Genomic DNA, 13,993 nt, shown 5'->3' with positions numbered 1-13,993 from the left:
TTCGAACACGCAGGCACAAAACAAAAGCCCGTCGGGCTCTGACCCGCCGGGCTTTGCTTGTCACATTCTGCGGCGCGGCGGCAAGCGCTTCGAACCAGCGCCTGCGTTACGCCGCGATAGCGTTACGCCAGCATCGAACGCAGCATCCACGCGTTCTTTTCGTGCGTCTGCATGCGTTGGGTCAGCAGGTCGGCCGTCGGCTCGTCGTGAGCCGCGTCCGTCACCGGGAAGATCGCGCGCGCGGTGCGCACCACCGATTCCTGGCCTTCCACCAACTGGCGGATCATGTCTTCCGCGGCGGGCACGCCGTCCGCTTCAGCGATCGACGACAGCTTCGCGAACTCCTTGTAGCTGCCCGGCGCCGCGACGCCCAGCGCGCGGATACGCTCGGCGATCAGATCGACAGCCAAGGCCAATTCCGTGTACTGCGTTTCGAACATCAGATGCAGCGTGTTGAACATCGGACCCGTGACGTTCCAATGGAAGTTGTGCGTCTTCAGATAAAGCGTGTAAGTGTCGGCGAGAAGGCGCGAGAGACCTTCTGCGATTTTCTTGCGATCCTTGTCGCTGATACCAATATTGACGTGCTGTACGGCTTCTTTCTTGGCCATGATGACTCCTTTTAAGAGTGATACGAACCGGTCTGCATGCCCGGAACTGCGCGTGTGCAATCGTTCAACGCTCGAACGCCCGCCAGTTTATCGTAGAACCGACAACCATTCGCGAGACCCAACACCGCGCCGCTCATGCCTTCCAGCCCTCGCACGGCCATGCGCGATTCGTCATCCGTGCACTGCGTGGACCAGACTTGCGACGATCGTCACATAGCCGCTTGCGAGGATCGCGAAACCCACGAGCTTCTGGAACAGCACCGGGCCGTTCACCTGTTGCGCGGCGCTTCGCGTGTCGCCAGCGTTGGCTGGCTGAAAACCGACTGCATTCATCACCATCTGAACCATGATCTTTCTCCCTGTGGACGACAGCCCCCGGCCATCGTCCACGACGTGAAACGTTACTTCGCGTTCGCTTGCGCGAGCGCCTCGATTGCGGCAATCACGCCGTCCGCGTACGCCGGGTCGATCTTGCGGAAGTGCTCGACCTGCCGCGCGACGATATCGGCGGGCACGCCTTCGATGGCCCGCGCGATGTTGCTAAACAGGCGTGCACGCTGCGCATCGTCGAAAATCCGGAACAGCGCGGCTGGCTGGCTGTAGTAGTCGTCGTCCTCACGATGGTTGTAGTGATCGACATTGCCTGCCGCGAGCGGCGGCTCGATCGCGTTACGGTCCTGCGCGAAGTCGCCGAAACGGTTCGGCTCGTAGTTCACGTTGCCGCCAAGATTGCCGTCCACACGCATGCCGCCGTCGCGATGGAACGAGCGCACGTTCGGCGCACGTGACGCGTTGACGGGAATCAGATGGTGATTCACGCCAAGGCGATAGCGTTGCGTGTCGCCGTACGAGAACAGACGCCCTTGCAACAGACGGTCCGGCGAGAAGCCGATGCCCGGCACGACATTCGCCGGCGTGAACGCCGCCTGCTCGACATCCGAGAAGTAGTTCTGCGCGTTGCGGTTCAGTTCGATCACGCCGACGTCGATCAGCGGGTAATCCTTGTGCGGCCACACCTTCGTGACATCGAACGGGTTGTAGCGGTACTGCGCTGCGTCCGCTTCCGGCATCACCTGGATCTGAAAGCGCCACTTGGGGAAGTTGCCCTCGTCGATCGATCCGACCAGGTCACGCTGCCCGCTTTCACGATCGCGCGCGACCACTTGCGCGGCCTCCTGGTCGGTGTAGTTCTCGACGCCCTGCATCGACTTGAAGTGGAACTTTACCCAGAAGCGCTCGTTGTCCGCGTTGATGAACGAGTACGTGTGCGAGCCGAAGCCGTGCATCTGCCGATAATTCTTCGGAATGCCGCGATCGCTCATGAGGATCGTCACCTGATGCAACGACTCCGGATGATACGAAAAGAAGTCCCACGCGTTCGTCGCGCTGCGCATGTTCGTGTACGGATCGCGCTTTTGCGTGTGGATGAAATCCGGAAACTTCAACGGATCGCGAATGAAGAACACGGGCGTGTTGTTGCCCACCACGTCCCAGTTGCCCTCTTCCGTGTAGAACTTGATCGAGAAGCCGCGCACGTCGCGCTCGGCGTCGGCGGCGCCACGCTCGCCCGCCACCGTCGAAAAGCGCATGAACAGCGGCGTTTCCTTGCCGACTTGCGCAAACACCTTCGCCTTCGTGTAGCGCGAGATGTCGTGCGTCACCTTGAGCGTGCCGAACGCGCCCGAGCCCTTCGCGTGAACGCGGCGCTCGGGAATAACTTCACGGTCGAAGTGCGCGAGCTTTTCGATCAGCCACACGTCCTGCAGCGCGACGGGGCCGCGCGGGCCAGCCGTCAGCGAGTTCTGGTTATCGGCAACGGGTGCGCCCGAGGCGGTGGTGAGGTTGCGTTCAGACATAGTTATTCTCCGGGTGATCCTTAGGAATGCGGTCCTGCTGATTCGGTTCTGGCGACTTCGAATGGGAAATAAACGTGGGGCGCGCGATCAGGCGGACAGTGCGCGATCGACGAGCAGCGAGAACGCGATGGTCCTGAAGCCCGGCGTGTTGCTGCCGCTCGATGCCGCATGCTGCGGCGATGGGGAAACAGACTTGAACAGCGATGACGTGGATGGCTGCATGATTTCCTCCGTTTGTAGTGGCAGGTCGCTGCGACCCATGGAGGAGATCTTATTGAAAACTATCGAAAACAGCGATTTGATTAATTTTATGTATTCGATAGGTGCCGCCTCATGCAGAAGGCGGCGGGCGACGCAGCGGCAGCATCGGCTGCCCGTGCGTCGCCGCAAAGGCAGTAACTCAGTTGACTGCGGCGGGCAAATCGAGCTTCTTCACGCCCGGCAGATCGCAAGCCGAAATGGCGTCGCAGATCGCGTCGATGGCGGGCATCCGCGTGAAACTCTTGCGCCACGCCAGCACGACGCGGCGGTCCGGCACCGGCTCATCGAACGGCACGTAGCTGAGCAGCCCGGAATCGACACCGCCCGCGTGCGGCTTCACCTCGTGCACCGACATGCGCGGCAGCACGGTAATGCCCACGCCGCTCGCGACCATATGCCGGATCGTTTCCAGCGACGACCCTTCGAAGGTCTTCTGGATGCCGTCCGCGTTCTGCGAGAAGCGCATCAGTTCGGGGCACACGCCGAGCACGTGATCGCGGAAGCAATGCCCGCTGCCGAGCAGCAGCATGGTTTCCTGCTTGAGATCGCTCGGGTCGATCTTGTTGCGCGACTCCCACGCGTGACCCGACGGCAGCGCGACGACGAACGGCTCGTCGTACAGCGGGCGCAGCATCAGGCCCGTTTCGGGAAACGGCAGCGCCATGATCGCGACGTCGATCTCGCCTTGCTTGAGCAGTTCGATCAGCTTGAGCGTGTAGTTTTCCTGCAGCATCAGCGGCATCTGCGGGACGCGCTTGATCATCTGCTTGACTAGCGTGGGCAGCAGGTACGGTCCAATCGTGTAGATGACGCCCAGGCGCAGCGGCCCGACCAGCGGGTCCTTGCCCTGCTTGGCGATTTCCTTGATGGCGAGGGTCTGTTCGAGCACGCGTTGCGCCTGCGTGACGATCTGTTCGCCGATCGGCGTGACGCTGACTTCGCTCGTGCCGCGCTCGAAAATCTGCACGTTCAGCTCGTCTTCGAGCTTCTTGATTGCGACGGATAACGTCGGCTGGCTCACAAAACACGCTTCTGCAGCGCGGCCGAAGTGGCGCTCGCGCGCCACCGCGACGATATATTTCAGTTCGGTGAGGGTCATTGGGGGACCAATCAGGGCGATAGATTCGATAGGTTTCTGTTATACACCTATAGGGCCAATTCGCCAACCTTCTAGCCGGAGTCAGCCGTTGTGCGGCGCGCAAGCGCTTCCGGCCGCACCCTTCATCACGCTTTCAGATACTGTTCGCGCGTGTTCAGCCAGCGCAAAAGATGCTGCGTCACGACGTTCGGATACTGCTGGAGCAATGTCGCAGCCGCTTCGCGCGCCGGCTCGATCAGCCAGCCGTCGTTTTCCAGATCGGCGAAGCGCAGCATCGCAGCGCCCGACTGCCGCGCGCCGAGAAACTCGCCCGGCCCGCGAATTTCGAGATCGCGTCGGGCGATTTCGAAGCCGTCGGTGGTCTCGCGCATGGTCTGCAGCCGCGCGCGGGCTGTCATCGACAGCGGCCCGGTGTACAGCAGCACGCACACGGATGCCGCGCTGCCGCGCCCCACTCGCCCGCGCAACTGGTGCAACTGCGCGAGGCCGAAGCGCTCCGCGTGCTCGATCACCATCAGCGACGCATTCGGCACGTCGACGCCCACTTCGATCACCGTCGTCGCGACCAGCAACTGCACTTCGTTGCGGCTGAACGCGTCCATCACGGTGGCTTTCTCGGCGGGCGTGAGGCGCCCGTGCACCAGCCCGACCTTCAGTTCCGGCAGCGCGGCGACCAGCGTCTCGTAAGTTTCGACGGCCGTCTGCAATTGCAGCGTCTCGCTTTCCTCGATCAGCGGACACACCCAGTACACCTGGCGGCCGGTGAGCGCCGCCTCGCGCACGCGGCCAATCACTTCTTCGCGCCGCGCGTCGGAGACGAGCTTGGTCAGGATCGGCGTGCGGCCGGGCGGCAGTTCGTCGATCGTCGACACGTCGAGGTCCGCGTAGTAAGTCATCGCGAGCGTGCGCGGAATCGGCGTCGCCGACATCATCAACTGGTGCGGCTGGAAATCGCGCGCGCCGTCCGCGGCATTGTGCGCCTTCGCGCGCAGCGCGAGCCGTTGCTCGACGCCGAAGCGATGCTGTTCGTCGACGATCACGAGGCCCAGGCGCGCGAATTCGACCGCGTCCTGAATGATCGCGTGGGTGCCGATCACGAGTTGCGCGGTGCCCAGCGCGGCTGCTTCGATCGCGCTGCGCTTTTCCTTGGTCTTCAGACTGCCCGCGAGCCACGCGACCGATACGCCGAGCGGCTCCAGCCAGCCGCGCAATTTGCGCGCATGCTGCTCGGCGAGGATTTCGGTCGGCGCCATCATCGCGGCCTGATAACCGGCGTCGATGGCCTGCGCGGCGGCCAGCGCCGCGACGACCGTCTTGCCGCTGCCGACATCGCCTTGCAACAGGCGCTGCATCGGATGCGGCTGCGTCAGGTCCTGCGCGATTTCCGCGCACACGCGCTGCTGGGCGTTGGTCAGCGCGAACGGCAGGGTCTTCAATAAACGCGTCACCAGCGACGCCTCATCGGTCGGCTCGCGGCGCGGCATGGCGGGCGCGGCGCGCGTGCGGCGCTCCTCGTGCGCGCGCTTGAGCGACAGTTGCTGCGCGAGCAGTTCCTCGAACTTGATGCGCGTCCACGCGGGATGCGTGCCGTCGATCAGCGCCGTCTCGTCCGAATGCGAATCCGGATGATGCAGCGTGCGCACGGCGTCCATCAGTTGCGGAACATCCAGCGGCCGCAGATATTGCCGCTCGACAGGTTCCGGCAGCAATTCGGGCAGCGACGTGCGCGCCAGCGCATTGTCGATCGCCTTGCGCAGATACGCCTGCGAGACGCCCGCCGTGCTCGGATAGACGGGCGTGAGCGCCTGCGGCAGCGGCGTGTCTTCATCGACGACGCGCACGGCCGGATGCACCATCTCCATGCCGAAGAAGCCGCCGCGCACGTCGCCGCGCACGCGCAGGCGCACGCCGATCGACATCTGCTTGACCTGCGAGCCGTAGAAATTGAGGAAGCGCAGGATCAGTTCGTCGCCCGCGTCGTCGCGCATCTTCACCAGCAACTGACGACGCGGCCGGTACGCGATCTCGTTGTCGTACACCACGCCTTCCGTCTGCGCGATGCCGCCCGGCAGCAACTCGCCGATCGGCGTCAGCGAGGTCTCGTCCTCGTAGCGCATGGGCAGATGCAGCACCAGATCGATATCGCGCGTGAGGCCCAGCTTGGCGAGCTTGTCGGCCGTTTTGGCGAGCGTGGGCTTTTTCGCGGCGGCGGGCTTTTTCGCGCCTTCCGCAGCAGGCGCGCCGGGCGCCTGGGTCACGTCCGCATCCGCCTTGCTCCGCGCGGCGCGGCGCTTCTTCGGGGCGCTGGCGTCGTCGGTTTCGGCAGGTGAACGGGTGTCGGACAAAGGCATGAGTCGCTTCGCAAGTACAATATCGGCTTCAGAAGTTTTACGGCCAGTGCGCGTGAGTGATGCGCGCACGCAGGACCGCTGCGGCAATGTCCCGCAATCATAGCCGCTCGACGGGCGCTGTCGTAGACGCTGTTGAATCAGCCACGCGTTCGTCCGGGGGCAATCCCGTCAAGTTCCGCATCAAGCCAGTCCGCATGTTCACGCTTTCCGATTTCGATTTCGACCTGCCGCCCGAGTTGATTGCGCAAGTCGCGTTGCCCCAGCGCAGTGCGAGCCGCCTGCTCGAAGTGAACGGGCAAACTTCGCCCGCGACGCTCGCCGATCGCCGTTTTGCCGACCTGCCCGACTGCATCGAGTCCGGCGATCTGCTCGTCTTCAACGATACCAAGGTTCTGAAGGCGCGCTTCATCGGCCAGAAGGCCAGCGGCGGCAAGATCGAAGTGCTGATCGAGCGGCTGACGGGCGAGCGCACCGCGCTCGCGCAGATCCGCGCGAGCAAAAGCCCGGGCGCGGGCACCGTGCTGCGCCTCGCCGACGCCTTCGACGTCACCGTCGGCGAACGCGTCGAGCCGTTCTACACGCTGCACTTCCCCGACGACTGCCTGACGCTGATCGAGCAGTTCGGCCGCCTGCCGTTGCCGCCGTATATCGAGCACGACCCCGACGCGTTCGATGAAACGCGCTACCAGACGGTCTACGCCCAAAATCCGGGCGCGGTCGCGGCGCCGACGGCCGGCCTGCATTTCGACGATTCGATCTTTGCGCGCCTCGACGCGAAGGGCGTCGAGCGCGCGACGCTCACGCTGCACGTCGGCGCGGGCACGTTCCAGCCGGTGCGCGTCGAGAATATCGCCGAGCACAAGATGCATAGCGAGTGGTATCAGTTGCCGCAGTCGCTGGTCGACAGGATCGCGGCGACCAAGGCGCGCGGCAACCGCGTGATCGCGGTCGGCACGACGTCGATGCGCGCGCTGGAAGCCGCCGCGCGCGACGCCGACGCCGCTGGCCAGCCGCTCGCCGCGACGAGCGCCGAGACGGATATCTTCATCACGCCGGGCTATCGGTTCCGCGTGGTCGACCGGCTGGTGACGAATTTCCACCTGCCGAAGTCGACGCTGCTGATGCTGGTGTCGGCGTTTGCGGGCATCGAGACGATCCGCGCGGCGTACCGGCATGCCATCGACGAGCGATACCGGTTTTTCAGCTACGGCGACGCAATGCTGCTTACGCGCAACGACGACGCGCTTAACGCATAATCCATCACCCGCCGCCGGACACCTTCCGGCGGCGTTCTTCAATTGCGCCGGACTGTTTTTCGGTTGCACGGGAGTACCAGACGATGACCGACGGTCATAACAACGCTGCACGCGCCGATCACGGCGCCTACCTTGGCGATCACGTTCGCCCCGACAACGGCCTCAAATTCGAGCTGCTCAAGACCGACGGCCAGGCGCGCCGCGGCCGTCTGACGCTGAACCACGGCGTAATCGAAACGCCGATCTTCATGCCCGTCGGCACGTACGGCACCGTCAAGGCGATCCAGCCGCGCGAGCTCGAAGAAATCCGCGCGCAGATCATCCTCGGCAACACTTTCCATCTGTGGCTGCGCCCCGGACTGGAAACGATCGCGGCGCACGGCGGCCTGCACGGATTCATGGGCTGGAAGCGGCCGATTCTCACGGATTCCGGCGGCTTCCAGGTGTTTTCGCTCGGCGACCTGCGCAAGATCACGGAAGACGGCGTGACGTTCGCGTCGCCGATCAACGGCGACAAGCTGTTCCTGTCGCCGGAAGTGTCGATGCAGATCCAGAAGGTGCTGAACTCGGACGTCGTGATGCAGTTCGATGAATGCACGCCCTACGCGACCAACGGCGTGCCCACGTCGCACCAGGACGCCGCCGATTCGATGCGCATGTCGATGCGCTGGGCAAAACGCTCGATCGACGAATTCAACCGGCTCGGCAATCCGAACGCGCTGTTCGGCATCGTTCAGGGCGGCATGTTCGAAGACCTGCGCGACGAATCGCTCGCGGGGCTGGCGGAGATCGGCTTTCACGGCCTCGCGATCGGCGGGTTGTCCGTCGGCGAGCCGAAGGAAGACATGATGCGCGTGCTGAACCATATCGGCCCGAAGCTGCCCGCCGACAAGCCGCACTACCTGATGGGCGTCGGCACGCCGGAAGACCTCGTGGCGGGCGTTTCAGCGGGCGTCGACATGTTCGACTGCGTGATGCCGACCCGCAACGCGCGCAACGGCTGGCTCTTCACGCGTTTCGGCGACATCAAGATCCGCAACGCCACGCACAAGAACTCGCTGCGTCCGCTCGACGAGCAATGCGGCTGCTACACGTGCCGCAACTTCACGCGCGGCTATCTGCACCATCTGCATCGCGTCGGCGAGATTCTCGGCGCGCAACTGAACACGATCCACAACCTGCACTACTACCTCGAACTGATGCAGGAAATGCGCGACGCCATCGACGCCCAGATGTTCGACGAGTTCAGAAAGGTGTTTCACGAAAACCGGGCGCGCGGAACGGAGCAGGGTTAAACGCGGCATCGGGCGGCGCGTAAAAACCGTTCTCCCACATAGCGCGTCAGACATTACAATTAACTTTCGGAATATCGGCAAAGCCCCTTGACAAGCCGTCAGGAAAACCCGTTCCGGGTGCCGTCCCGTAAATGGCCAGTGGTAGAATAACCGGCTGATTTTTTTGATTGTTATAACGGAGAGACCAACGTGTCGTTCATTACCGATGCCTTCGCGCAAGGCAGTGCAGCAGGTGGCGCCGAATCGAGCCTGATGAGCTTCCTGCCGCTGATTCTGATGTTCGCGGTGCTGTATTTCATCATGATTCGCCCGCAAATGAAGCGCCAGAAGGAACACCGCAACATGCTCGCCGCGATGGCGAAGGGCGATGAAGTGGTGACGAACGGCGGCATCGTCGGCAAGGTGACCAAGGTCGGCGAAGCCTACGTTGGCGTCGAAATCGCAGAAGGGACGGAAATCACGGTGCAGAAGTCGTCGGTGACGACCATTCTGCCGAAGGGCACCCTGAAGTCGCTGTAAGGCCTGCTCTCTCGCGTCCGGCGCGGCCTCGCGTCGATCGAAGCAAACCGCGCATGGTTCTGCTCGCCGCGCTCATCGCCGGACGCATCGCTTTCAAGCCAACCTCCCGTTGGACCACCCCATGAATCGTTATCCCCTCTGGAAGTATGTCGTGATGCTGGTGGCGCTCGTCATCGGCCTCGTGTACACGCTGCCCAATTTCTTCGGCGAAGCGCCGGCGGTGCAGGTGTCGAGCGGCAAGGCAACGGTGAAGCTCGATTCGACCACGCTGTCGCAGGTCGAAGGCGCGCTCGCCTCCAGCCAGATCAAGCCGGACGACGTCACGTTCGACAACTCCGCGACGAACGCGAACATCCGCGTGCGTCTGAAAGACACCGACACCCAGCTGCGCGTGAAGGATCTGCTGCAAAAGGCGCTCAATAGCGACCCGAGCGATCCGCAGTACATCGTCGCGCTGAATCTGCAGAGTGCGTCGCCGCGCTGGCTGACCGCGCTGCACGCACTGCCCATGTACCTCGGTCTCGATCTGCGCGGCGGCGTGCACTTCCTGCTGCAGGTCGACATGGCAGGCGCGCTGAACAAGAAGCTGGATTCGGACGCATCGGATGCGCGCACGCTGCTGCGCGACAAGGGCATCCGCGATGGCGGCGTGAACCGCGTCGGTCAGTCGGTGGTCATCAACTTCGCGGACCAGGACGTCGCGGAAAACGCCCGCAAGCAACTGGTGACAGGCGTCTCCGAACTCCAGTGGGCGACCCAGCCGAACCCGGCGGGCGGCTTCCAGGCGGTGGGCACGTTCACGCCGGCCGTGCAGAAAACGGTCGAGGACGCAGCGCTCAAGCAGAACATCACGACGCTGCATAACCGCGTCAACGAACTCGGCGTGGCCGAGCCGGTGATCCAGCAGCAAGGTTCCGACCGCATCGTCGTCGAACTGCCGGGCGTGCAGGACACGGCGAAGGCGAAGGACATCATCGGCCGCACAGCGACGCTCGAAGCGCGTCTTGCCGATCCGAACGGCCTGCATCCGAATCCGAACGACCCGGTTCCGGCAGGCGACGAACTCTTCACGCAAGGCAACGCCGCGCCCGTGCTGCTGCGCAAGGCCGTGATCTTCACGGGCGACCGCATCATCGACGCGTCGGCGGGCTTCGACGAGCATCAGCGTCCGTCCGTCAACATCCGTCTCGACTCGGCGGGCGGCCGCGCGGTGCGCAGCGTCTCGCGCGACAACATCGGCAAGCCGATGGCGATGGTGCTGTTCGAAAAGGGCAAGGGCGAAGTGCTGACGGTCGCGACGATCCAGTCGGAACTGGGCGATCGTTTCCAGATCACGGGCCAGCCCACGCCGCAAGCCGCAACCGATCTCGCGCTGCTGCTGCGCGCCGGCTCGCTCGCCGCGCCGATGGACATCATCGAAGAACGCACCATCGGCCCAAGCCTCGGCGCGGACAACATCAAGAAGGGCTTCCACTCGGTGGTGTGGGGCTTCGCGGCAATCGCCGTGTTCATGATCGCGTACTACATGCTGTTCGGCTTGATCTCGATGATCGCGCTGTCGGTGAACCTGCTGCTGCTGATCGCGATTCTGTCGATGCTGCAGGCCACGCTGACATTGCCGGGCATCGCCGCTATCGCGCTCGCGCTCGGTATGGCGATCGACGCAAACGTGCTGATCAACGAGCGCGTGCGTGAAGAGCTGCGCAACGGCGCGCCGCCGCAACTGGCCATCCAGAGCGGCTACGCGCATGCGTGGGCGACGATTCTCGACTCGAACGTGACGACGCTGATCGCCGGTCTCGCGCTGCTCGCGTTCGGCTCAGGTCCCGTGCGCGGCTTTGCCGTCGTGCACTGTATCGGCATCATGACGTCGATGTTCTCGGCCGTGTTCTTCTCGCGCGGTCTCGTGAACCTCTGGTACGGCGGCAAGAAAAAGCTGCAAACGCTTGCGATCGGCCAGGTGTGGAAGCCCGCTGCCGCCGAGGGCGCAACGGCTTATCTCGACAACGCGGACACGCAGACCGACACGGCTCGCGCGATCGCCGCGGCAACGGCGCCCAAGGCGAAGCCGAAGGCCAAGGCGCCCGCCGGCGCCGCGAAAGCCCAGACTGCCAAGCCGACGCTGCGCAACCGCAATGCGCCGGGTGGCACGAACAAACCGGGTTCATCCCGCTGAGTCCCGGAGAAGAGAACATGGAATTTTTCCGCATCCGCAAAGACATTCCGTTCATGCAGCGCGCGTTGATCTTCAACGCGATCTCGCTGCTGACGTTCATCGCCGCCGTGTTTTTCCTGCTGCATCGCGGGCTGCATCTGTCCGTTGAATTCACGGGCGGCACGGTCATCGAAGTGCAGTATCCGGGCGCCGTGCCGCTCGAACCCGTGCGCGACACGCTGACCAAAATCGGCTACGCCGACGCTCAGGTGCAGAACTTCGGCACCTCGCGCGACGTGCTGATCCGTCTGCCGTTGAAGCAAGGCCTGAGCTCGGCGCAACAGAGCGACCAGGTGATGGCCGCGCTGACGGGCCAGGATTCGAACGCGAAGCTGCAGCGTGTCGAGTTCGTCGGCCCGCAGGTCGGCAAGGAGCTCGCCACCGACGGCCTGCTCGCGCTCGCGTGCGTGGTCGCGGGCATCGTGATCTATCTGTCGTTCCGCTTCGAGTGGAAGTACGCGGTCGCCGGTGTGATCGCAAACTTGCACGACGTCGTGATCATTCTCGGCTTCTTCGCGTTCTTCCAGTGGGAGTTCTCGCTGTCGGTGCTGGCCGCCGTGCTTGCCGTGCTGGGCTATTCGGTGAACGAATCCGTGGTTATCTTCGACCGGATTCGCGAAACCTTCCGCCGCGAACGCAAGATGAGCGTGATCGAAGTCATCAACCACGCCATCACGAGCACGATGTCGCGTACGATCATCACGCACGGCTGTACGCAGATGATGGTGCTGTCGATGTTCCTGTTCGGCGGCCCGACGCTGCACTACTTCGCACTGGCGCTGACGGTTGGCATTCTGTTCGGTATCTACTCGTCGGTGTTCGTCGCGGCGGCGCTCGCCATGTGGTTGGGCGTCAAGCGTGAAGACCTGATCAAGGACAAGAAGGAACGCCACGATCCGAATGATCCGAACGCAGGCGCGCAGGTTTGATCGAAAGCGTCTGATACTTCGGAAGCAAGGTAAAAACAAAGGCCGGTTCGATGATGAACCGGCCTTTGTCGTTTGCAGCGCCTGCGCTAACGCGTAACCCGCTTCACCGGAAGCCCAACTTGCGACGCGCCGCGATCAGCGCGATCACGCTCAACACGGCGGCGAACATCAGATAGAAGCTCGGCGCGACTTTCGAGCCAGTTGCCTGGATCAGCCATGCAATGATGAACGGCCCGAAACCGCCGAAAATCGTCACCGCGATGTTATAGGCGAGCGACATGCCCGTCGTGCGCGTCTGGACCGGGAAGATTTCCGACAGCAGTCCCGGCAGCGAGCCGAAGTAAGCGGTCATCAGGAAGCCGAACACGATCTGCATGGCGATCAGCGTGCCGAAGGTCGGATGCGCGACGAGATAGCTGAACGCCGGACAGATCAGCACGAACAGCAACACGGCGGGCACGAGCATGATGCGCACGCGTCCGTGACGGTCGGACAGATGCCCGACGACCGGCGAGCACACCAGCTGGATCACGCCCACCAGCGCAATCGCCGCGAATGCCACCGATGGCGCGAGACCCAGCTGCTTGATCGCGAAAGTCGGCATGAACAGCACGAGATACGTCGATACCGTGCCGAGCACGACGATACCCATGCCGATGAACAGACGCAGTTTCTGGCTCGCGAAGGTATCGCGAATCGGCGTGGTGGTGGTTTCGGCGGCGAGGAACTCGGGGGTTTCGTCGAGCTTCGTGCGGATGTACCACGCGACGGGCCCGATCAGCAGACCGAAGAAGAACGGCACGCGCCAGCCCCAGGACGCCATCTGTTCCGGCGACAACCCGCCTGTCAGGACCATGCCGAACAGTGCGGCGAGCAGCGTCGTCAGGCCCTGGCTCGCGATCTGCCAGCTGGCGAAATAGCCGCGCCGCCCCGGCACGTGTTCGGCGAGAAAGGCGGTTGCGCTGCCGAATTCGCCGCCCGCCGAGAAGCCTTGCATCAACCGCGCGACGACGAGAATCAGCGGGGCTGCGAGTCCGATCGACTGATACGTCGGCAGCACGGCGATGATCAGCGTGCCGATCATCATCAGCAGGATAGAGAGCGTGAGCGCGGCCTTGCGCCCTGCCCGGTCGGCGTAGGCGCCGAGCACGATCGCTCCCAGCGGCCGCATGAAGAATGACACACCGAATGTGCCGAGCGTTAGCAGTAGCGAGACGGTGTCGTTGCCGGCTGGAAAGAACAGCTTTGAAATGACGACGGCGAAGAAGCCATAGACGACGAGGTCGAACCATTCCAGGGCGTTGCCGATCGACGCGGCGACCACCGTGCGCCATGTGTCGGGGCGGGTTTGCGCGGTGCTCGCGGCTAGTGTTGAACTCATTGTGGATCTCCAGGTGCGCGCGATAGTCGTTGTCGTGGTGATTGGCGTGGGACGCCCGGTCCTTTCATTTTGCCGGTTCGATGCGCGCGCAACCGATCCGGCGTGGTTGTTCAATATGTACCGGAAAAATTAAGTCTGCACGAGGGGGAGAAGTGCCAGGGGTTTGGTTTGGTTTGGTTTGGTTTGGTTTGGTTTGGTTTGGTTTGGTTTGGTTTGGTTT

12 protein-coding genes are annotated in these 13,993 nt (G+C 63.4%); 5 read left to right on the top strand and 7 right to left on the bottom strand.

Annotated elements, in window-relative coordinates; genetic code table 11:
• Window positions 1-122: 122 nt before the first annotated feature.
• The 6 genes from KFO72_RS09205 to recG form a co-directional block, all read right to left on the bottom strand.
• Window positions 123-611: a Dps family protein gene (locus KFO72_RS09205; protein WP_007578627.1), complete on the bottom strand. Its 489-nt coding sequence runs from the start codon at window positions 609-611 to the stop codon at window positions 123-125.
• A 171-nt stretch (window positions 612-782) separates the two neighbouring features.
• Complete coding sequence (locus tag KFO72_RS09200; RefSeq protein WP_225031936.1) at window positions 783-959, bottom strand: hypothetical protein; 177 nt, start codon at window positions 957-959, stop codon at window positions 783-785.
• Window positions 960-1,012: 53 nt separating this feature from the next.
• On the bottom strand, window positions 1,013-2,467 hold the full coding sequence (locus tag KFO72_RS09195) for a catalase (protein ID WP_225031935.1): 1,455 nt from the start codon (window positions 2,465-2,467) through the stop codon (window positions 1,013-1,015).
• 87 nt (window positions 2,468-2,554) lie between these two features.
• Window positions 2,555-2,689, bottom strand: a complete 135-nt coding sequence (locus KFO72_RS42035) for a hypothetical protein (protein WP_263627345.1) — start codon at window positions 2,687-2,689, stop codon at window positions 2,555-2,557.
• 178 nt (window positions 2,690-2,867) lie between these two features.
• The gene (locus tag KFO72_RS09190) at window positions 2,868-3,827 is read right to left on the bottom strand and encodes a LysR substrate-binding domain-containing protein (protein ID WP_054928922.1); all 960 of its coding nucleotides are present in this window, start codon (window positions 3,825-3,827) and stop codon (window positions 2,868-2,870) included.
• A gap of 125 nt (window positions 3,828-3,952) precedes the next feature.
• Window positions 3,953-6,178 (bottom strand): ATP-dependent DNA helicase RecG, encoded by a 2,226-nt coding sequence (recG, locus tag KFO72_RS09185; protein WP_225031934.1) that lies wholly within the window; start codon window positions 6,176-6,178, stop codon window positions 3,953-3,955.
• 194 nt (window positions 6,179-6,372) lie between these two features.
• On the opposite strand from recG, the gene queA reads away from it, so the two are divergent.
• From queA to secF, 5 genes are all read left to right on the top strand, one after another.
• Window positions 6,373-7,434 carry a tRNA preQ1(34) S-adenosylmethionine ribosyltransferase-isomerase QueA gene (queA, locus tag KFO72_RS09180; RefSeq protein WP_054928924.1) on the top strand — a complete coding sequence of 354 codons (1,062 nt, stop codon included), beginning with the start codon at window positions 6,373-6,375 and terminating at the stop codon, window positions 7,432-7,434.
• An 83-nt stretch (window positions 7,435-7,517) separates the two neighbouring features.
• Window positions 7,518-8,729 carry a tRNA guanosine(34) transglycosylase Tgt gene (gene tgt, locus KFO72_RS09175; RefSeq protein WP_225031933.1) on the top strand — a complete coding sequence of 404 codons (1,212 nt, stop codon included), beginning with the start codon at window positions 7,518-7,520 and terminating at the stop codon, window positions 8,727-8,729.
• Window positions 8,730-8,918: 189 nt separating this feature from the next.
• A complete protein-coding gene (gene yajC, locus KFO72_RS09170; RefSeq protein ID WP_054928926.1) occupies window positions 8,919-9,248 on the top strand; it encodes a preprotein translocase subunit YajC in 330 nt (109 codons plus the stop codon).
• A gap of 121 nt (window positions 9,249-9,369) precedes the next feature.
• The gene (gene secD, locus KFO72_RS09165) at window positions 9,370-11,424 is read left to right on the top strand and encodes a protein translocase subunit SecD (RefSeq protein WP_225031932.1); all 2,055 of its coding nucleotides are present in this window, start codon (window positions 9,370-9,372) and stop codon (window positions 11,422-11,424) included.
• 17 nt (window positions 11,425-11,441) lie between these two features.
• Window positions 11,442-12,392: a protein translocase subunit SecF gene (gene secF / locus KFO72_RS09160; protein ID WP_036002752.1), complete on the top strand. Its 951-nt coding sequence runs from the start codon at window positions 11,442-11,444 to the stop codon at window positions 12,390-12,392.
• Window positions 12,393-12,495: 103 nt separating this feature from the next.
• Here secF and KFO72_RS09155 read toward each other — a convergent pair whose 3' ends face one another.
• Entirely contained in the window at window positions 12,496-13,773 is a 1,278-nt protein-coding gene (locus KFO72_RS09155) for an MFS transporter (RefSeq protein WP_054928928.1), read from the bottom strand.
• Between the last annotated feature and the right edge of the window lie 220 nt (window positions 13,774-13,993).

The sequence above is a fragment of the Paraburkholderia sp. XV genome (genome assembly GCF_020177535.1).
Taxonomy (GTDB): Bacteria; Pseudomonadota; Gammaproteobacteria; order Burkholderiales; family Burkholderiaceae; genus Paraburkholderia; species Paraburkholderia caribensis.
The sequence above is the reverse complement of the archived record's forward strand: the minus strand, read 5'-3'. Positions and strand labels throughout refer to the sequence as shown.